The 17,635-nt window shown below is 66.9% G+C and carries 22 protein-coding genes and 2 pseudogenes; 8 read left to right on the forward strand and 16 right to left on the reverse strand.

The window, feature by feature from the left end:
* Nucleotides 1-27 precede the first annotated feature (27 nt).
* Nucleotides 28-222, reverse strand: coding sequence for a DUF397 domain-containing protein (locus tag GNX96_RS36790; RefSeq protein ID WP_163572410.1), 195 nt, complete (start codon nucleotides 220-222; stop codon nucleotides 28-30).
* Nucleotides 219-1,145 carry a helix-turn-helix domain-containing protein gene (locus GNX96_RS36795; RefSeq protein ID WP_163572411.1) on the reverse strand — a complete coding sequence of 309 codons (927 nt, stop codon included), beginning with the start codon at nucleotides 1,143-1,145 and terminating at the stop codon, nucleotides 219-221. Before GNX96_RS36795 ends, GNX96_RS36790 begins: the two co-directional genes overlap by 4 nt.
* Nucleotides 1,146-1,306: 161 nt before the next feature.
* Here GNX96_RS36795 and GNX96_RS36800 point away from each other — a divergent pair, with 161 nt between their 5' ends.
* The 4 genes from GNX96_RS36800 to GNX96_RS36815 all read left to right on the forward strand — a co-directional run bounded on the left by GNX96_RS36800 (nucleotide 1,307) and on the right by GNX96_RS36815 (nucleotide 3,700).
* Nucleotides 1,307-1,612: a hypothetical protein gene (locus tag GNX96_RS36800; protein WP_163572412.1), complete on the forward strand. Its 306-nt coding sequence runs from the start codon at nucleotides 1,307-1,309 to the stop codon at nucleotides 1,610-1,612.
* Between the two features lie 8 nt (nucleotides 1,613-1,620).
* Nucleotides 1,621-2,328, forward strand: coding sequence for a hypothetical protein (locus tag GNX96_RS36805; RefSeq protein WP_163572413.1), 708 nt, complete (start codon nucleotides 1,621-1,623; stop codon nucleotides 2,326-2,328).
* A gap of 117 nt (nucleotides 2,329-2,445) precedes the next feature.
* Nucleotides 2,446-3,312, forward strand: a complete 867-nt coding sequence (locus GNX96_RS36810) for a cytochrome P450 (protein WP_163572414.1) — start codon at nucleotides 2,446-2,448, stop codon at nucleotides 3,310-3,312.
* Nucleotides 3,242-3,700, forward strand: coding sequence for a cytochrome P450 (locus GNX96_RS36815; protein WP_163572415.1), 459 nt, complete (start codon nucleotides 3,242-3,244; stop codon nucleotides 3,698-3,700). The genes GNX96_RS36810 and GNX96_RS36815 overlap by 71 nt, the downstream gene beginning before the upstream one ends.
* 3 nt (nucleotides 3,701-3,703) lie before the next feature.
* Here GNX96_RS36815 and GNX96_RS36820 read toward each other — a convergent pair whose 3' ends face one another.
* From GNX96_RS36820 to GNX96_RS36830, 4 genes and pseudogenes are all read right to left on the reverse strand, one after another.
* On the reverse strand, nucleotides 3,704-4,291 hold the full coding sequence (locus GNX96_RS36820) for a TIGR03086 family metal-binding protein (RefSeq protein ID WP_163572416.1): 588 nt from the start codon (nucleotides 4,289-4,291) through the stop codon (nucleotides 3,704-3,706).
* Nucleotides 4,292-4,345: 54 nt separating this feature from the next.
* Nucleotides 4,346-5,010, reverse strand: a pseudogene (locus GNX96_RS36825) (response regulator transcription factor).
* Nucleotides 4,989-5,180, reverse strand: coding sequence for a sensor histidine kinase (locus GNX96_RS58000; protein ID WP_279582429.1), 192 nt, complete (start codon nucleotides 5,178-5,180; stop codon nucleotides 4,989-4,991). The pseudogene GNX96_RS36825 and the gene GNX96_RS58000 overlap by 22 nt, the downstream one beginning before the upstream one ends.
* Nucleotides 5,177-6,145 carry a sensor histidine kinase gene (locus tag GNX96_RS36830; RefSeq protein ID WP_279582430.1) on the reverse strand — a complete coding sequence of 323 codons (969 nt, stop codon included), beginning with the start codon at nucleotides 6,143-6,145 and terminating at the stop codon, nucleotides 5,177-5,179. Before GNX96_RS36830 ends, GNX96_RS58000 begins: the two co-directional genes overlap by 4 nt.
* A 324-nt stretch (nucleotides 6,146-6,469) precedes the next feature.
* On the opposite strand from GNX96_RS36830, the gene GNX96_RS36835 reads away from it, so the two are divergent.
* On the forward strand, nucleotides 6,470-6,820 hold the full coding sequence (locus GNX96_RS36835) for a DUF998 domain-containing protein (RefSeq protein WP_163572417.1): 351 nt from the start codon (nucleotides 6,470-6,472) through the stop codon (nucleotides 6,818-6,820).
* A 373-nt stretch (nucleotides 6,821-7,193) separates the two neighbouring features.
* Here the strand turns inward: GNX96_RS36835 and GNX96_RS36840 are convergent, their stop codons facing one another.
* Nucleotides 7,194-7,997, reverse strand: a complete 804-nt coding sequence (locus GNX96_RS36840) for a dihydrodipicolinate synthase family protein (RefSeq protein ID WP_279582431.1) — start codon at nucleotides 7,995-7,997, stop codon at nucleotides 7,194-7,196.
* Nucleotides 7,998-8,191: 194 nt separating this feature from the next.
* On the opposite strand from GNX96_RS36840, the gene GNX96_RS36845 reads away from it, so the two are divergent.
* Both GNX96_RS36845 and GNX96_RS36850 read left to right on the forward strand, forming a co-directional pair.
* Entirely contained in the window at nucleotides 8,192-8,368 is a 177-nt protein-coding gene (locus GNX96_RS36845) for a hypothetical protein (protein ID WP_163572418.1), read from the forward strand.
* A 179-nt stretch (nucleotides 8,369-8,547) separates the two neighbouring features.
* Nucleotides 8,548-9,243 (forward strand): glycosyltransferase, encoded by a 696-nt coding sequence (locus GNX96_RS36850; protein WP_163572419.1) that lies wholly within the window; start codon nucleotides 8,548-8,550, stop codon nucleotides 9,241-9,243.
* Between the two features lie 73 nt (nucleotides 9,244-9,316).
* Here GNX96_RS36850 and GNX96_RS58005 read toward each other — a convergent pair whose 3' ends face one another.
* From GNX96_RS58005 to GNX96_RS58015, 9 genes and pseudogenes are all read right to left on the reverse strand, one after another.
* Nucleotides 9,317-10,693, reverse strand: coding sequence for a polysaccharide lyase family 8 super-sandwich domain-containing protein (locus tag GNX96_RS58005; protein ID WP_279582432.1), 1,377 nt, complete (start codon nucleotides 10,691-10,693; stop codon nucleotides 9,317-9,319).
* A 55-nt stretch (nucleotides 10,694-10,748) separates the two neighbouring features.
* A pseudogene (locus GNX96_RS65800) lies at nucleotides 10,749-11,129 on the reverse strand (hypothetical protein); the annotation flags it as partial.
* Nucleotides 11,036-11,665 carry a twin-arginine translocation signal domain-containing protein gene (locus tag GNX96_RS36865; protein ID WP_163572422.1) on the reverse strand — a complete coding sequence of 210 codons (630 nt, stop codon included), beginning with the start codon at nucleotides 11,663-11,665 and terminating at the stop codon, nucleotides 11,036-11,038. The gene GNX96_RS36865 and the pseudogene GNX96_RS65800, both read right to left, overlap by 94 nt.
* A gap of 16 nt (nucleotides 11,666-11,681) precedes the next feature.
* Entirely contained in the window at nucleotides 11,682-13,145 is a 1,464-nt protein-coding gene (locus tag GNX96_RS36870) for an aldehyde dehydrogenase family protein (RefSeq protein ID WP_313885869.1), read from the reverse strand.
* A complete protein-coding gene (locus GNX96_RS36875; protein WP_163572423.1) occupies nucleotides 13,142-14,323 on the reverse strand; it encodes a hypothetical protein in 1,182 nt (393 codons plus the stop codon). The genes GNX96_RS36870 and GNX96_RS36875 overlap by 4 nt, the downstream gene beginning before the upstream one ends.
* 2 nt (nucleotides 14,324-14,325) lie before the next feature.
* Nucleotides 14,326-15,288: an enolase C-terminal domain-like protein gene (locus GNX96_RS36880; RefSeq protein ID WP_279582433.1), complete on the reverse strand. Its 963-nt coding sequence runs from the start codon at nucleotides 15,286-15,288 to the stop codon at nucleotides 14,326-14,328.
* Between the two features lie 8 nt (nucleotides 15,289-15,296).
* On the reverse strand, nucleotides 15,297-15,584 hold the full coding sequence (locus GNX96_RS58010; protein WP_279582434.1) for a hypothetical protein: 288 nt from the start codon (nucleotides 15,582-15,584) through the stop codon (nucleotides 15,297-15,299).
* Between the two features lie 63 nt (nucleotides 15,585-15,647).
* Nucleotides 15,648-16,247 (reverse strand): dihydrodipicolinate synthase family protein, encoded by a 600-nt coding sequence (locus tag GNX96_RS36885; protein WP_279582435.1) that lies wholly within the window; start codon nucleotides 16,245-16,247, stop codon nucleotides 15,648-15,650.
* Nucleotides 16,213-16,530, reverse strand: coding sequence for a dihydrodipicolinate synthase family protein (locus tag GNX96_RS58015; RefSeq protein WP_279582436.1), 318 nt, complete (start codon nucleotides 16,528-16,530; stop codon nucleotides 16,213-16,215). The genes GNX96_RS36885 and GNX96_RS58015 overlap by 35 nt, the downstream gene beginning before the upstream one ends.
* Nucleotides 16,531-16,771: 241 nt before the next feature.
* On the opposite strand from GNX96_RS58015, the gene GNX96_RS36890 reads away from it, so the two are divergent.
* Complete coding sequence (locus GNX96_RS36890) at nucleotides 16,772-17,518, forward strand: IclR family transcriptional regulator (RefSeq protein ID WP_279582437.1); 747 nt, start codon at nucleotides 16,772-16,774, stop codon at nucleotides 17,516-17,518.
* The last annotated feature ends 117 nt before the right edge of the window (nucleotides 17,519-17,635 follow it).

The following is a 17,635-nucleotide window of genomic DNA, read 5'->3' on the forward strand; positions in this document are numbered from 1 at the left end:
CGGGCGGGGTGCTGATAAGACGGACCGTCAGGCCGTGAAGCCGTGGGCCTTGGTGCTGGAGACAAATGTACGCCACTGCTCTGGGGCGAATCGCAGCACGGGTGAGGACTCGCCGAGCTTGGTGTCCCGTACCGCTACAACCGCGCTCGCGTTGCCGGCTTCCACGCAACTCGCGGTGTTGCCGCTGCGACTGCTCTTGCGCCAGTTACTGACATTTGTCATGTGTCGACTCCTTGAATGAGCTCGATGGATTTCTCCGGGCTCAAAGACACTTGGAAAATCCGGTCCCACAGAACTTCGTACCGCTGGACTTGGCTCTTGTCGGTAACCGTCAGTTCATTGGTCTCAGCTTCAACGACCGCCACGCGCTCCGAAGCCCCCACATCGAAGAGAAAGAAGGCGGTCAAGGGAGGCGAGTACTGGCTGAACCTGACATTCAACGGAACCACTCGCAGGTCGACTGTCGGCAGCGACGCCATCTCTACGAGGTATCGAAGCTGCTTGGTCATAACACGCGAAGGAGCTGTTTGCCGCCGGAGTAGACCTTCGTCGAGAATGGCCGTGTATTTGACCCGATCGCCTTCCCGACGAAGGATCTCCTGCCGCTTAACGCGTCCGGCTGCCGCTGCTTGCCCATCGACCGCGATCGCCGACTCCCTGTCCGCATATCGGATCTCGACATATTCAGGACACTGCAGCAATCCGGGAAAGAACACCATTGAATACTCGCAGATTCGGCGAGATGTTCCTTCCAGTTCAGCGAAAGCAGCCTGACGCTCGGGCATTCCGCTGGTCTTCCACCACATTTGTTCGTTGGCTTCGCGGGCGACCAAAATCAGCGTACTGGTGAGTTCCTTGTCGACCTTCAGGGCTTCCAGGATGTTCATGACGAGGGCGAGGTCGGGGGCGGTTTCGCCGGTTTCCAAGCGGGAGATGCGGGCGCCGGAGGCACGTACGAGCTTGCCGAGTTGACCCTGCGACAGCATCGCCTCATTGCGCAGCCGGCGGATCTCCTCGCCGACCCGCTTGCGGCTGAACTTCGGTCCCCCGCTGCTCGGCAAGCTGCCCTCCGTTGTGACCGTACGGTCCCGTAAACGTTCCGGTGGCGTAAAGGCTACCTCATCCGACTGGCCGCCGTTTTTCATGACCCAACCCTCCCGTGCTGGCGCGGCGGATAAATCCGCCCGAACTGGTTGCAGAGCGCGGCCGCTGTGTGCCATCGTCCGGATGGTAGCGCAAACTTACGCGGCCTTACGATACCGCAAGCGCATATTTGCTTCTTATTATGAGCACACAGGAGGGCGAGATGCAGCTGTACGAGCACCGGCTCGACGGGCCTCTGTCCGTACGTGGGATGCGGGCGATGTTCGCCGTCGCGATCACCCGGCCGATCAGCGAAAGGGCTCGGGCCGAGCTTTTCGACCGGTGGTGCACGGGGCTGCAGCGGCAGGCCGCGGCGCGCCGGATCGTGTGGATGCCGGCGAGCGGCGAGGCGTACACGGCGGCCGAAGTCCCGACGACCCGCGTCGAGGCCGTTTTGCTTCGAATCCTGGAGCAGTCGCCAGTGCTGCCGCCATCGCCGCGGCAGCCCGCCGACGCGCAGACCCGATAGGGAATCCGATGCCGTACAAGGAAAGACGCCTGCCCAGCATCCGTATCCAAACCGCGAGCGACCTGTGGACGTGGGCCGGCGAAATCTCCGTCACTACTCAACTGCTTCGCCGCGCGGAGAGCACGTGGGGCGCCTCCCTACCCAACGCCCGGTCGGCACGTGTGCTGCTCTTCAAGGCGAGCGACCTGCTCCGCGAACGCGCGCATATCGAAGCCGGCGAGTGGAATCGGCGCTGGCGACCTCTCCGGCACATCGTGCTTGGCGTGCTCGGCGGTCCGATCGTCGTGCTGGCGGGCAGCTCTCTCCCGCTGCCGATCTACCTGGGCGTGCCGATCGTGCTCGTGCCCGCGTTGCTGGCGAGTGTGACGATCGGCTGGCTCGCGATGACCTGCCGCTTCCGCCGCCTCGACCACACAGCCACACCTTGCGAGGCCGCCGACGCCATCCTGGCCCAGACCAGCCCGATCGGCGATGAATCGGGGCGATCGGAAAGATCGCGGCTGGACACCCGCATGAACGTCCTCATGGCCGGACGCAGAGCCGGCGCGATGCGTACGAAGGTGCGGCTGCTCGAAGAGCCAGAACGCATAGCGGCCGCGCGTTTCCCTTCAGCGTTGCTGAAAGACTGCACCGACGCGAAGTCACATCTGTACGCGGCAATGGTTTTGCTTGAAGAGTTGGAAAACAGCCTGCGCAAATTCCCCAAGCGACCCTGACCCGGTTCGCCGGCGAAACTGGAGGGTAGTCTGGGCTTCGCAGCGCAAGGCGAGGAGGAAGTCGTTGGTACGAGCGAAAACCGGGCTCGGGGGGATGGCCGACCGGCTCGGTCGGGGATGGTGGACCTGGCCCGCGACCAGTTCAGCGGCTTGGAGGGGCTCTACCGGCGGTTCGGGCCGGTGTGCCGGCTCGGCGGCTACACCTACTTGCTGGGCCCGGAGGCCAACCAGTTCGTCTTCGCCCATTCCGAGCTTTTCAGCTGGCGCGAGGCCTTCGACGTCCTCGTGCCGGTCGACGGCGAGACCGCGATGATCGTCAGTGACGCGCGACGATCACCACCGGCGCCGCCGGCTCGTGCAACCGGCCTTCACTCGGCGGCGATCGACGGCTATGTCGCCATCATGGCCACGCATGCCCGTAAGACGGTGGATTCTTGGCACCCCGGCAGCGAAATCGACCTCTACCAGGAATTCCGGCGGGCGATCCGGCATGGCACGATCACCGCGCTCTTCGGCGAGCGGTTGGCCGCCGATGAGCCGGTTTTCGGTGCACAGCTGCAGATCGCGCTGGACCTGCTCGACCAGAGCCCGCTGCTGCTGCCCATCCGGAAGAACCTTCCCGCGTACAAGCGGGCGATCACGGCCCGCGAGAAGGTCCGTGACCTCGTCCAGACCGAGGTGGACCGCCGGCGGTCCGCCGACGAGGACTCGGCGGACGTGCTCACCGCTTTGGTGCGCGGCCGCGATGAGGACGGTTCAGGGCTGTCCGACCTGGAAATCGCCGACCAGGTGATCAGTCTTATCGCCGCTGGCTACGAAACCACCAGCGCCGCGATGGCCTGGGCCACCCGAGCCGTGCTGGTCGACCCGGCGATTTTCGAGCAGCGCGCGAGCCGAAGTCGCCGCCGCCGCCGTGCCGGCCGGCCGCGACCTGACCGCCGACGACCTGCCGCAACTGTCCTATCTGGACAACGTGGTCAGTGAGACTCTCCGGCTTTATCCACCTGGGCCGATCGACCTGCGCAAATCCATCAGCGCCTTCGATTTCGAAGGCCACCACATCCCGGCCGGCACCTCGATCATCATCAGCCCGTACGTGACCCATCGGCTGCCGGAGCTCTGGCCAGAGCCCACCCGGTTCGATCCCAGTCGCTGGTCTCACCAACGCAAGCCCGCACCGTACGAATATCTGCCCTTCGGCGGCGGCACCCATCGCTGCATTGGATCGATGTTCGCGACAACGGAAGTGAAAACGATGCTGGCTCACTTCGTACGAGAGCGCCGCGTCGAGCTTCTCAGCACGTCCGACGCGGCCGTTGGGCTTGCGACGATGCGACCCAAACACGGAATTCCCGCACGCGTTCTTTCTTGAAGCCTACGGATGCCGGCCGACGAAACAGAGGAATTCGGTCTGCAGGTCGGCGTCCGGCGGCGGCGTGACCTTCGGGCCGAAAGCCCAGGGCTGGCGCAAAAACTCGTCCATTGGCTTGAAATGCTCGTACACGTGCGCGACCACTTCCGGGTCCAGTTTCTCGTCGCCGCCGGTGGCGCGGGCCAGATCCCAGGTGTGGATCAGTACGTCCTCCGGCAGCGCTTCGAGGCTGTCCTTGAAAGGCAACGGACCGACCGGTGTCGGCAGCGCGACCTTCAGGCAGTCCGGATCGTCGATCGCGACCGTCATACCGGCGCTGATCCGTGCCCAAGCGGCCGCCAGATCGGCATCAGGCCGCACTTGCGGCAGCTTCCCCATGTCGGCCACCGGCACGCCGTACACCTGCTCCGGCTCCAGGCCACGCACGGTCGCGAGCACGCGGCGGGCCTCGTTGATCACATGCGCGACCACATCCCTTGCCGTCCAGTCGGGGCACGGCGTCGGCGCCTCCCACCGATCCGCCGGCACCGCCTCAACCCGCGCCTGAAACCCGTCGGCGGCCCGCCGGAACCGCTCCGCCTGCTCGGACATCGTCATCCTCGTCCCCCTCTGATCTTGGTGACTCCAGTTTAGGTAGGAGAAATCCTACCTGTCAATTGTCCGGAGGTACGCGAGGACCGCGAGGACGCGGCGGTGGGAGTCCTCGGTGGGCGGCAGGTCGAGCTTGGCGAAGATGTTGCCGACATGCTTGCCGACGGTGGCCTCGGAGACGACGAGCAGCCGGGTGATCGCCGCGTTGGAGTGGCCTTGCGCGATCAACCCGAGCACTTCCAGCTCACGGGTGGACAGTCTGGCCAGCGGGTCCGAGTTGCGGCGCAGCAACTGGCGTACGACCTGCGGATCGACGACGGTGCCGCCGTCCAGGACCTGGCGCAGCGAGCCAATGAAGTCCTCGATGTCCACGATCCGGTCCTTGAGCAGGTAGCCAACCCGCTGGCCACCCCGAATCGATCGAGCAGCTCAGCGGCATAACTCTGCTCGACATACTGGCTGAGCGCGACCACCGCGAGCGTCGGGTCGGCTTGGCGCAGGCGTACGGCCGCGCGCAGGCCCTCGTCGGTGAAACCGGGCGGCATCCGGATGTCGGTCACCACCAGATCCGGCCGGTACGCGGCGACCGCACTTTCCAGCGCCTCGGCGTCCCCGACGGCGGCGACCACCTCGAAACCGAACCGGGTGAGCAGGCCCGCGAGGCCTTCGCGCAGCAGCACGCCGTCCTCGGCAAGGACTACTGAGCCGCTGGAAGGCACGGGATCTCCACGCGTACGAGGGTCGGACCGCCGACCGGACTGGACAGATACATTTTGCCGTCGGCGACCGCGACCCGGTCGGCGAGCCCGGTCAGGCCACTGCCGCCGCGCGGGTCTGCGCCGCCATGACCATTGTCGACAATGTCGATTTCGACGACGTTGTTGTTCAACCGTAGGAAAACTTCCGCTCTCGTGCGCCGCTGTGTTTGACGACGTTGGTGAGGGCCTCGGAAATCACGAAATAGGCGGCGCCTTCGAGGTGCGCCGGCAACCGGCCGGGCAGGGCCGCGTCGACGCTCACCGGCACCGCCGTACGATCCGCCAGCTCGGCCACCGCGGCCGGCAGCCCGCGGTCAGTGAGCACCGGCGGATGAATGCCGCGGATCAGCTCCCGGAGCTGTTGCATCAGCTCTTTGGCCTGGTCATGGGCATCGGCGACGGCCTTGCCGGCGGGTGAGTCGGGTGCCGTGTCGAGCTTGGCGAGGCCCAGCTGCATGGTGGTCAGACCCAGCAGCCGCTGCTGCGCGCCATCGTGCAGGTCACGCTCGATCCGCCGGCGCTCGGCCTCGAAAGCGTCCACCAACCGGGCCCGCGACCGGGACACCTCCACCAACTCCGCCCTGAGCTGATCGGTGTCCGCGCCCTGCAACAGCGCCCGCGCCACGATGGCGTGCAGTGCGGCCAAAACACTCCACGCGTACGGTACGAGCGGCAGCAGGATCAAGCCAAGGAGCGCGTACGGTAGCGCCTGGCCGGCGCTGGTGAGCTGCCCCAACCCGAAGGCGATCGGACCTTCGCCGGCGCCCACCAGGAATGGGCAGAAAAGCAGGATCGCCTCGACCCCGATCAGCAGCCAGACACTGCCGTACGCGAGCGGGATAACAGTGACGAACAGGGCCGCGTACGCGCATTCGCGCCAGGTCGCGGGATCGGTGTAGAGGTTTCGCAGCCACTGCCACGGATCGGCCCGCCAGGCCTTTTTGGGTAGTGGACGGGAATCCACCAGGGCGAGCCGCCGGCGCTCCACCCATCCCAGCGGCGCGGCGACCAGCGGTCCACCGGCCGCGAGCATGATCGCGCCGATCAGGAACCAGATCGCGATCGCAGGGACATTGCCTTGACCGCTCACATGCACGGCGACCAGCCAGGGAATGGCCAGGAACCCGAGCGGAACGGACGCGAAAGCGACCAGGAATCGGGGTCGTCACGAGATATGCCAGCGCGCGCCAAGGCCAGCTGGTGAGCAGGAAACGCTTCGAGAGCAGCGCCTGCGCGACAGTTGTCGGTTGAGTTCGCATACCGGTCACGCTAGCCATCCTGCCCTTAACCGACATCGGGGCAAAACGTAATCCTGTGGGTATAGCCAGCCCTACCTCGCGATGGTGGTCCAGCGTAGTGCGGCCTGACCTCGCTTTTCGGTTGGCTGCAGATGCCCAACGCGTTTCACCGAAGGAACCCCATGAAATCTCGCATTGCAGCGGTGGCCTGGATCGTCGGCGCCGCCAGTTTTTTCGTCGCACATATCGTCACCCAGCTCGACTGGCCCACCCCGTACAGCTGGGCCGGCAACAATATCAGCGACCTCGGCAACCTGCATTGCCAGATCTGGGACGATACAAGGCCGCGGTATGTCTGTTCTCCTGCGCATGCCGTCATGAACACGGGTGTTTTCGTCGAAGGCGCGCTCGTCATTCTCGGGCGTTCTGTTGACGGTTTCACTTTGGAAACGTGGTCTTCTTTCGTGGACAGCTCGGATTCTGCTGCTGATCGACGCCGGTGGCTATTTGCTGGTCGCGCTCAAACCCGCTGACCTGGACGAAAACCTGCACTTGTTGGGCGCGTTACTGATCATGGGCGCCGGCAATCTCGGCCTACTGCTGGCCGGGTTTTCCCTTCGTACGCGCGCCCTGCGACTCTTCACGTTGGCGACTGCCGCGGTTTCCAGCACGGCCGGCGTGCTGTTCTTTGGCCAGGTCGATCTGGGAATCGGGCTGGGCGGGACCGAGCGGGTCGCCGTTTTCGCGCTGGAGATCTGGACCGTAGTCGTCGCGATCAGTCTACTGCGGGCAGAAAGTCGGAGAATTCGACGAGAAAACAGTCGATCGTACGCACCTCTTCCGCATCCAACTGGCGGCGCGGGGCGCGACAATATGCGCTCTCAAACCACCCACGGCGTACCGAAATCAGCTTTTCGGGGCGATGATCAGCTCGATGTCGAGCATCCAGTACGAAATGTAGGGCAGCAGCCGGCGGTGCAGATCCCACGCGCCGGGCTGGTCGCCGGCGGCGAACCGGCGCCAGATTTCCACATAGATCTCGGTAAAGGAGCAGCCTGGCTGGGTGCCGACCGCGCCCCGCCGGGCCGCGTCGGGCAGCTGTACGCCGGCATAGCCCTCCAGCGCCGGCAGCGCCGGATCGCCGGCCGCGAGCTCGCTGATCAGCTGGCCAGGCGGGCTCGACTCGACCTTGACGAACCGTAGGTTGCGATGGTCGCGGGCGATCGCGGTCAGGTCGGCGGCGGCGAGGCTGCTGCCGGTCTCGGTCGGCGCGTACTGCAGCACCACCGGCGTCGGGGCGACGGCGGCCAGGACGGCCCGGATGTGGTCACTGACCGCCGCACGCGACGGGGACAGGAAATGCGGCGGTAGCAGATTGATCAGGTCCGCGCCGGCCTCGACGGCCCGCTGGGCGCGCGGGACGGCGAGCCGGGTGGCGTGGTCCTGGACCGCCACGATCGCCGCCACACCCTTGTTGTGGCGCGTCTGCGCCAGCAGCACCTCGGTCAGCGTGGCCCGCTCCGGCTCGGAGAGCTTGTGATATTCGGACGCGAAGCCGGGGAACATCACGCTGCTCACGCCGGTGCCGAGCACATGCCGGACGACCCGGCCGAACCCGGCCACGTCGATCGCGCCGTCCTGGGTGAACGGCACCTCCAGGACCGGGCTGACGCCTCGTACCAGCGCTTCCGCCGTCTCGGGCGCGGCCACTTCCGCTTCAGTAGTGGTCAATCCAACCCGCCCCCGCCATTGGTCTTCCGGGATTTCAATGTCATGTTCGGTATCCCGAAGCATAACTCATGCGGCCTGCGTGTTGAAGCAAGTCTTTGGCTGTTCGATATGCCATGCTTGCCCTGATTCAGCATGTTTCGTACCCCGCGGCAACACCCGGGAGGTATGGCGAAATGCCAGAACGTACGCAGACGGCCGAGCTCATCCGGTCGGAGCTGGCCCGCGCGCTCAGCTCGGACCCGCAGACCGCTCACCAGCGGCTCGCCGCCCTGATGGCCACCCTCGACGACGAGGGCCGCCAGGTCCTGTTGGAGATGTTCAACTCGACCTCCGCCCTCGTCGACACCTAGCCGCCCCACCCCGCGTGACGGGACCTCAGCGCAGAGCGAGCGGACAAAGAAGGGCGTAACGCCGGGGCGAAGATCGACGAACCAGGGAAGGGACTGGTTCGTCGGCAGTGAGGATGATCTTGAATCGGCAGGCGCGTGGTGACTGGGCAAGGGCGCCCCGGCGGGGGTCGGCGGCAGCCATGCCGCTGATCTCCGTGCTGACGGCGGCGCATGGCGACCGGGCCGATTTTCTGGTCGAGGCTGGCGAAAGCCTCGCCGCGCAGGTGCTGCCGGCCGGCTGGGAAATGGAGTGGGTCGTCCAGGAGGACGGTGAGAAACCGCAGCTAGCGGACGCGGTCACCGCCTTCGGCTTCGCCCGCCACGAGGCGCATGGCGCGGCGCTGGGCGCGGCCGCGACGCGCAACCTGGCGTTGGCCAGGGTCGGCGGCGAGCTCCTGCACGTGCTCGACTCCGACGACCTGGTGGTGCCCAACGGACTCGCGGTCTCCATCGAGGCGTTCCGCACCCGGCCCTGGCTGCACTGGGTGTGCGGGCAGGCCGACGACCTGATGCCCGATGGCACCCGGGTGCCGGTTTCGGCCATGCTGCCGCCCGGCCTGATCGAGCCCGGCATGGTCAGCGACCACCTCACCGCGTACGAGCTGCCCCCGATCCACCCGGCTGGCATGACCATGCGCACCCTGCTCACCCGGGCCGTCGGCGGCTGGGCCGGCATCCCACGCAACGAGGACAACTCGCTGCTGATCGCCGTCACCGAGCTGAGTTTTGGTTATCTGCTGCCGGAAGTGACCTGGCTGCATCGCAAACACGAAGGCCAGATCACCACGGACGACCGCTCTATTCCGATCTGGTGCCGACCTCACTTTTGGTCGTGAGACAACGCATCGCCGCCCTGCGCGAGATCGGCCTGCAGTTCCCGCCGCCCCCTCCCGAGAAAAAAGCCGCCGGTTAACCGACTGTCACCCGGTGGGTGGCGCCCTGCGTGCCACCCACCGCAACGTCAACGACAAGCGGACGCAACGAAACCACCTGCACCGCTGGATCCGCGTGCACGATCCGGCGGGCATGGGATCGTACGGTGACCCGCACGGTTGACCCGAGCTGACTGGGATCGGCGACGGCCAGCGTGCCGTTTCCCCAGCCCACCGCCGAAGGTGCCGACGCGGTCACCGATCCGGCCGTGCCAGCACCGAAAAACACCGCCAACTCCTGGCCGGTGATCGTACGAACGGCCTGCACGTCAGCGGTGTTGGTCAGCACTCGGGTCAGCCGGGCGATGGCCAGCCCGGCCACCGTCGGCGCGGGCACCACGCCGTACGCATAATGCGCGCCAACCGGATTCGTGCCGTGGTCAAGGAAAACGCTCTGGTAGTGCCGGGTGTACGGGTCGGTGGAGCCCTTGGTGTTCGCGCCGGTGTCCACATCTCGCCAGGCTCCGGTACGAGATTCTCGCTTCAGCGCGACTTTCCCCTTTTCCAGCAGGAAATATCCAGCCACTCCCGGAAGGTCCAGCCACCGCGGGTCCGACGCGGTCCAGGAGCCGTCTGACGCGTACGAGCGGCCGTCGACCAGCAGTGGCGCGCTGGTGCTCCGGTTCTCGATCGTCGTCCGTACGACTGCGCCGGACGCGTCCGTGATGCCCGCGCCAAGGCAGATCACCGCCTCTGGCGTGAAGAACCACGACTTGTGGGCCGTCAGCGTGCCATCCTGCGAAACGAAGTCCAGCGCCTGCGCGCCATGCCCGCTGTCGAGGCCGACGCCACCGACGAAGGCCTTCGAGGACAACGGTGTCGAGCCCAATGCCGGTGGTGTGGACGCTTTCGTTGTCGTACCAGGCAGCAGCAGGGTCGCGTCCACAGTTGGCCAGTACGCGTCGGAGTAGTGACCTTGTTGGTTCGGCAGGAAAACGTAAAGGCAGCCGTCGCCGACGTACCAGCCGTGCAGGTTCTGCCCGTTGATGGACTCGTAGCGGCAGATCCGCGTCGACCCCACGCCGAGGGACGCGGTCCACCGAGCGGTGGTGTGCACCATTCGGTCTTCCTGCGGGAAAGTGCGGTGCACCGGGACGGCCGCGGCGGCCTTGCCCGCGGACCCGGCGAGCAACTGCTCGGCGAACTCGACACCCGGCACGCCGACCGGATCGTTGAAAGGCGCGAACCGGTGTACGTCCGGGACGTCCAGATAGGGCGCCCAGGTGTCGTCGGCGATCCACTTGCGTACCAACGAAGTCAGCTCCGTGGAGCCAGACCGCAACGCGAGCAGGACGACCGCGGAGATCAGGATGTGCCCGGCGTCGTGGCCGGTTTCGCTCTGCCGGGACAACATCGCCGCGTACGGTCTCGAGCATCGCGCCCTGCGCGACGAAAGGCGCGTACACGTCCGAGACGGTGGCGATGATCTTTTGCTGTACGTCCGCGGCCAACTGCCGGGATGCCTTCGCTGTCACGTACATCAGTGCGGCGACCGTGGTCAGCAGCACCAGGCCGTAATGTCCTTGATAGGGAACGACATCGTGCTGGATGAACGACCCGTCCGGGTGGAATCCGTCGCTGCGGGTCACCCGGGCGACCACGTTCGCCGCGCCGCCGCCGGCCACGTCGGTGACCGCGTCCATCGCGGCCGACACCCGGACCGCGTCGCCGACCATCGCGCCGGCGATCACCCCGATCAGGGACTTGTCGGCCCGGTTCGCGCCGGTCTCCACCAAACCTGGCGTGTTCGTACGGAAATTCGGGTCCGCGTTGAACCGCAGCACCGGCCGTAAATACCGCGCACGGTCCTCAGTGGACACCTTGTCCCCAAGCGCGGCAAGGATGTGCAGCACCAGTAGGGCACGCCGATCTCGTACGAATACCAGTTGCCGATCTCCGCGGTGTTCTCGTTGTATTCAGTGGCGTAGAGAATCTCCAGCGCGGCGACGATCCGGGCGTCCATCCCGGCTTTTTGGCTCAGCGCCGAGCCGGGAGTGGCCCAGTCCACCGCGATCGCCCGCAAACGCGCGTACATGGTGGGGAAATAGTCGCTGCCGTGCCCTTTCGGCAGGTCTACCCAGAGCTGAGTGGATCCGGCCGCGGTGTTCATCGTCGTCTCGTACTCACTGGCGATGTCGTCCAGCCGCCCCAATGCGCTCGTACGCTTGGCCGAAACCCTCCCCTTGCCGACCTGCAACTCTCGGTACGCCGCGACTATCCCAGCGAAGTCGTCCGTCGCCCCCAAGGAGATCTTGGAGGCGAGCAGCGGAACACCTCCCGCGGCCGCCGATGAATACTTCAGAAAATCTCGCCGACTAGCCGCCATGGGGGGCACCCTTCAGTCAGATGGCTACAACAACTTTCCGTTCACCCGCTGCGGAATGCGCCACGGGTTGTCGTCTCGTACGGCTGGCGGCAGGAACTCGGCCGGCACGTCCTGGAATGCCACTGGGCGCAGGAACCGCTCGATCGCCGCGGTGCCAACCGAAGTGGTGGCGGACGCGGTGGTGGCCGGGTACGGGGCCGCCGTGCTGCTGAGCCCAGCTCACCGTCACCCCGGTCGGCCAGCCGTTCCACAACACCCGGCCGGCCTTTGCCTGCAGAATATCCAAAACCGGCTGAACGAAGTCGGCCTCGCTGACCTCGCCGTGCACGGTCGCGGTGAGGCTCGGCTCCACCCGCGCCAGCAGCGCGGCCAGTTCGGCGGCGTCCGAATAGGACACCACCACCGAGGTCGGACCGAAGCACTCGCTGCCGAGAACGTCGTGCGCCGCCGTGAAAGTGGCCGCATCAGCCGCGATCAGAGTCGGGCCGAGGTCCTGCTCGGAAACGAAAAGCACGTCGACGCCCGGAGTTTCCCGCAGCCGCGCGACCCCGGAGCTGTAGCCGTCGGCGATTTTCGCGTTCAACAACGGCTGCACGGCAGCACCTGAGGCGGCCTTCACCAGCGCCGACTCCAGACCATGGCCGGCCGGCAGGAAAAGCAGCCCCGGCTTGGTGCAGAACTGGCCGGCGCCAAGCGTGAACGAGCCGACATAGCCGGTGGCGATGTCGTTCCCGCGATGGGCGACCGCCGCCGGAGTAACCACCACAGGGTTGATGCTGCCCAGTTCCCCATAGAACGGGATCGGCGTCGGCCGCGCGTTCGCGATGTCGAACAACGCCCGGCCGGCTCCCAGCGAGCCGGTGAAGGCTCCGGCCGTGATCCGCTCGTCCTTCAGCGCGGTCACCCCGGGCTGAACACCGGTGATCAGCGCGAAAACACCCTCGGGGGCGCCGGCCGACACCAACGCGGACGCGAGGATTTCGGCCGTACGAGCGGCCAGCCGCGGATGTCCTGGATGTCCCTTGTGGACGACCGGGCAGCCGGCCGCCAGCGCGGATGCGGTGTCGCCACCGGCAACGCTGAAAGCAAAGGGAAAGTTGCTCGCGCCGAACACCAGCACCGGGCCGAGCGCGACCAGCAGCCGGCGCAGGTCCGGCCGCGGGCCCATCCCCCAGGCCTGGTCGGCGTGGTCGATGGTGGCGCCGAGAAAGGCACCTTCGTCCAACACAGTCCCGAAAAGTCGCAGCTGGAAGGTCGTACGCTTCAGCTCGCCAGCCAGCCGCGGCGCGGCCGGCAGGTGACTTTCCTCAGCCGCCAACGGAATCAGCTCATCGGCGTGCGCGTCCAAAGCGTCGGCCGCGGCGACCAGCCAGGCGGCCCGCTCGCGCGGCGTCGCGGCGGCCATTGGACCAGCCGCCGCGGCGGCCGCTGCCAGGATGTCTTCGAGCTGGTCAGCGGTGGTCTCCGGTACGTCAGTCATGCCCCTGCCTTCGCGGTTGTGGCTCCTTCGCGCCGGGTCGCCGCGGCGACCGCCGAGCGCAGGTCGGCCCAGCGCGCCGGGCCGGCCAGCCCCAGGTGATACAGGTGCAGCTCACCGGCTCCGGCCGCACCCAAAGAGTCCACATAGGACGCGATGTCCGGCATGCGCGCGGCAGCCACCGCGGTGACGTACGCGCCAACCACCCCATTGTCCGGTACGGCCGCGCGGGCCCGCCGGACGGCGTCCAGCGAGCGCTCGCCGGGCTGCCAGGCGGGGACCACCACGGCGTCGACATCGGCCGCGCTGGTGGGCGTCAGGCCGACCAGCGCGCCGGTCGTCCACGGGTCCGGATCGGCGTGCAGGGTCAGCCGGAGGCCGCTGGGCAGCGCCCCGATGACGGCCTGGCGCAGCCGGTCGACACTCTCATGCCGCTTACGCAGCAGCATCGCGGTCAGCTCGGTCGGCAGCTCGTCGGTGGTTCCGCCGAGATCCCCGGTCGCGATCAATCGGAGAATTTCCTCGCGCAGCAGCAAACGTACGGCCGTGGGCTCCAGCCCGTCGGCACGCCACGAAACCGCACAACCGGCGCAGCAACAAACTGACAGCAGCCGGGCCACCGCCGGCGACCAGATGGCGTCGGTTTTCTCGTGCCGGCACTGGTGAACAGCGCCGTACTGGCCGCACGCCTCCAGGATCGCACCGTCGACTTCCAGCTCGTGCACCGATTCGGCGGCGAGGGTCGCCGCGTAGTCGACAACTTCGGGGTGGGACGGGCACAAAGCCCACTGGTACGGCTCGTCGAAGCAGTTGGTGACCGAAAGATCCGGCGCGCTCTCGCCCAACTGGGAGTTGTGGGTGAGCACGATCCACGCGTCCACCCCGAAATCTCCGCCGGCCAGCGCGCGGATCGCGGCGCCGGCGCTGTCTTCATGGCCGGTCCAGGTGGCCCGGGCCGGTCGCAGCCGGCGGTTCCGCCACACCCGTTCGCGGGTCGGCCGGTAAAGGGCCGCGGTGCTGGCCGCCATCGAGGTCCGGCCGCGCTGCCAGGGCGTACCGGCCCGGGCGCTGTGGTATGCGGTGGCCACCGCGACCCGGTCGACGGACAGTTCCGCCAGCCTGCTGGCAAAACCCTGGTCGTCGGTGATGTCCCAGCTGTACGCGTACGCGGTCGTCAGCATCGCTACCACCTGGCCGTGTTCGGCTCGAAGTCCGGCACATACCGGCGCATGTACGTGGCGTCGTCGCGGCGACGCAAACCGCAGTTCAGGTACGTGGAATGCAACCGACCCAACGCGTCCGGATCGAGTTCCACACCCAGTCCTGGTTTTGACGGCACCGCAACGGATCCGCCCTCGAAATCGAGTGCGCCGGGCACGATCACATCCTGCGTTTTCCAGGGCCAGTGGGTGTCGCATGCGTACGTCAAATGGCCCGTCGCGCCGGCCAGCTGCACCATCGCGGCGAGGCTGATGCCCAAATGACTGTTGGAATGCATGGAAAGTCCCAGCCCGAAGGTCTCGCACATGGTGGCGAGCGCACTGCTTAGCCTTAAACCGCCCCAGAAATGGTGGTCGGACAGCACTACGCTCACCGCCTTCGCCTCAACGGCCGGCGGAATGTGCGCGTACTCGACGACACACATGTTCGTCGCGAGCGGCATCGGCGCGACCGCGGCGACCTGGCTCATGCCGTCAATGCCCGGCGTCGGATCTTCGAGGTATTCCAGGACTCCGTCGAGTTCCTTGGCCACCCACTGGCTGGTGGCCGGCGTCCAGCCGCCATTGGGGTCGATCCGCAGCGGGTGTTCGGGGAACGCATCCCGGAGCGCCTGAATGGCAGCGATTTCCTCGGCGGGCGGGAAAACTCCACCTTTGAGCTTGATCGAACGAAAGCCGTACCGGTCGATCATCTTGCGGGCCGAGCTGACCACCGTCTCCGGCGTCAGCACCTCACCCCACTCGTCCGGCTGAAAACCCTGATGTGCCGCGTACTTGTAGAACAGGTACGCGGAAAAGTCGACCCGGTCGCGTACCTTTGCGCCCAGCAGGTCGACAACCGGACGGCCAAGGAGCTTGCCCTGCGCGTCCAGCATCGCCACTTCGAAGAACGAGTAGACGGTCTGCAACGTCTTGTCGGCGGACACCCCGCCGGTCAGCCCGTGCCGGTCGGCGCGTAGATGCCGCCGCCGACCGCGGCGACCGCGGCGCGGCGCACGGCGGGCAGGTCGAAGATGTCGACGCCGACCAGCGACTCGGCGGTTTTATTAGCAAGGACAAGAAAGTCCTCGTCGCCGTACGACTCGCCCAGCCCGACGACACCGTCCTCGCACCCCAACTGCAAGATGCTGCGCAGCGCGTACGGCTCGTGTACGCCGGTGACGTTGAGCAGTGGTGGATCGGCGAAGGCGACCGGCGTGATGGTGACCTCGCGGATTCTCATCGGACCAGCGCCAGCCCTTTTTCGATGATCTCGGCCAGCTGGTCGACCTGCGCCGGAGCCGGGTCAACCAGCGGTGGGCGGACGCCACCGACCTTGCTGCCGCGCAACACCGCGGCGGCTTTTACCAGTGCCACGGCGAAACCGGGGGGTGGTGTCCCGCAATGCAACCAGCGGCAGGTAGAACGCGGATAGGAACTTGTCCACCGTAGGCGAGTCGTCGGCGAGCAACGCCTCACGGAAGCCGTGCGCGATCGCCGGCGCGAACGCGTGCACGGCCGACGAATACAGCTCGACGCCAATCGCCCGGTAAGCCCGCGCGGACATCTCGGCGGTCGGCAATCCGTTCAGGAACTCGAAACTCGCGGCCCGAGCGTGGCCGCTGGCGCGTACGGTGGTGACGATCTTCGACATCAGCTCGATGTCGCCGTAGCCGTCTTTGAGGCCCACCACCGAAGGCACGTCCAGCAGCCGCACCGCGGCCTCGGGCGTGAAGACCGCGGTCCCACGGTGGTAGACAACGGTCGGCACCTGCGCATCGGCGACCGCGTACCGGACGTAGTCCAACGTGCCCGCTGGCGGACCAGCGACCAAATAGGGCGGCATCAGCAAAACACCGTCGACGCCTCGATCACGCGCCACCCGTACGCACGCGCGCGCGCGCACCCGCGGCGCCACCGCCGGCGCCGCGCCGCCAGACCGGCAGCCGACCGGCCGCGACCTCGACCGCGCGGGCGGCCAGCTGGGACAGCTCGTCCAGCGAGAGCGAACCGAACTCACCCGTCCCGCAGGCCACGAAAACCGCGCCCGGACCGGCCGCGATCTGCGCCTCGAGATGGTCGCTGAACACGTCCAGGTCGAGCTCGAGATGGGTGTCGAAGGGGGTCAGCGGGAACGACAACAGGCCACTTAAGGGCATCGGCGACAGACTCGCTTTCGGGTTCGGCATCTCTGCGGCGGCTCGATCGTTTCCATAGTCCCGACGACTCGACAAGAGATCAGTGTTCATATCTGTGAACTTGTACGCTAACATGGCAGCTATTCATATAACAGAATCGTTTCGAAAGTTAGACTGCCACTCGTGGGATGTCAACGCCCGCCGAGCCGATAGGGGATGCCGATGGGGACGCCGATGCCAGAGTCAGCCGCCACCCCCGGAGACCGCAACGGGGACCGACGACCGCGGCGGGGTGAAGTCCGCCCGGCGCACCACTGACCTGCTGGAAGCCTTCGCGTCCAGCCCGGAGTGGATGTCGCTGGCCGAGCTGCACGTGCTGAGCGAGATCCCCCGGTCCAGCCTGCATGGCCTGCTGCGTACGCTCGCGGCCGCCGAGTGGATCGAGACGGACGCCACTGGCGCCAAATACCGTCTCGGCGTGCGCGCGCTGATCTGCGGCACCGCGTATCTCGACCGCGACCCGGTCGTCCCGTACGCGACCGAGGTGCTGGAGAACCTGCGCGAACAGACCGGCTTCACCGCGCACTACGCCCGGCTGAACGGCACCGAGGTGGTCTACCTGGAGACCCGCGAGTCGCGAAAGTCGATCCACCTCATCTCCCGCGTCGGGCGCACCCTGCCGGCGTACGCGACCGCGCTCGGCAAGGCGCTGTTGGCCGAGCTCACCGACGATGAGGTGTGTCGGCTGGTGCCCGCCGACCTGCCGGCGATGACCACCAACACCATCACCTCGCGAGAGCAGCTGCTGGAGCAGCTGTCGGCCGTACGACAGCTTGGCTATGCGTCCGAGCGCGAAGAAGGCACGCTCGGCGTGCGGTGCGTGGGTGTCGCGGTGAAATACCGGATCCCGGCTACCGACGCGCTGTCGTGCTCACTGCCGGCCAGCATCTCCGACGTGGAGGCCACCCGGGTCGGCGAGCTGCTGGTCGCCTACGCCACCGAGCTCGGCAGCCAGCTGCAACGCGCCGGCATCCGCTAGTGGTCCTTCAACGAGAGGTAGGGCCGTGACGGCTCAGCGCGTACTCATCACCGGCGCGGCCGGTGGCGTCGGCCAGATCCCCGCGGCTGCGCCAGGACGACCGGGTGCTGCGGCTCT

It is taken from the genome of Fodinicola feengrottensis (genome assembly GCF_010993775.1).
GTDB lineage: Bacteria > Actinomycetota > Actinomycetes > Mycobacteriales > HKI-0501 > Fodinicola > Fodinicola feengrottensis.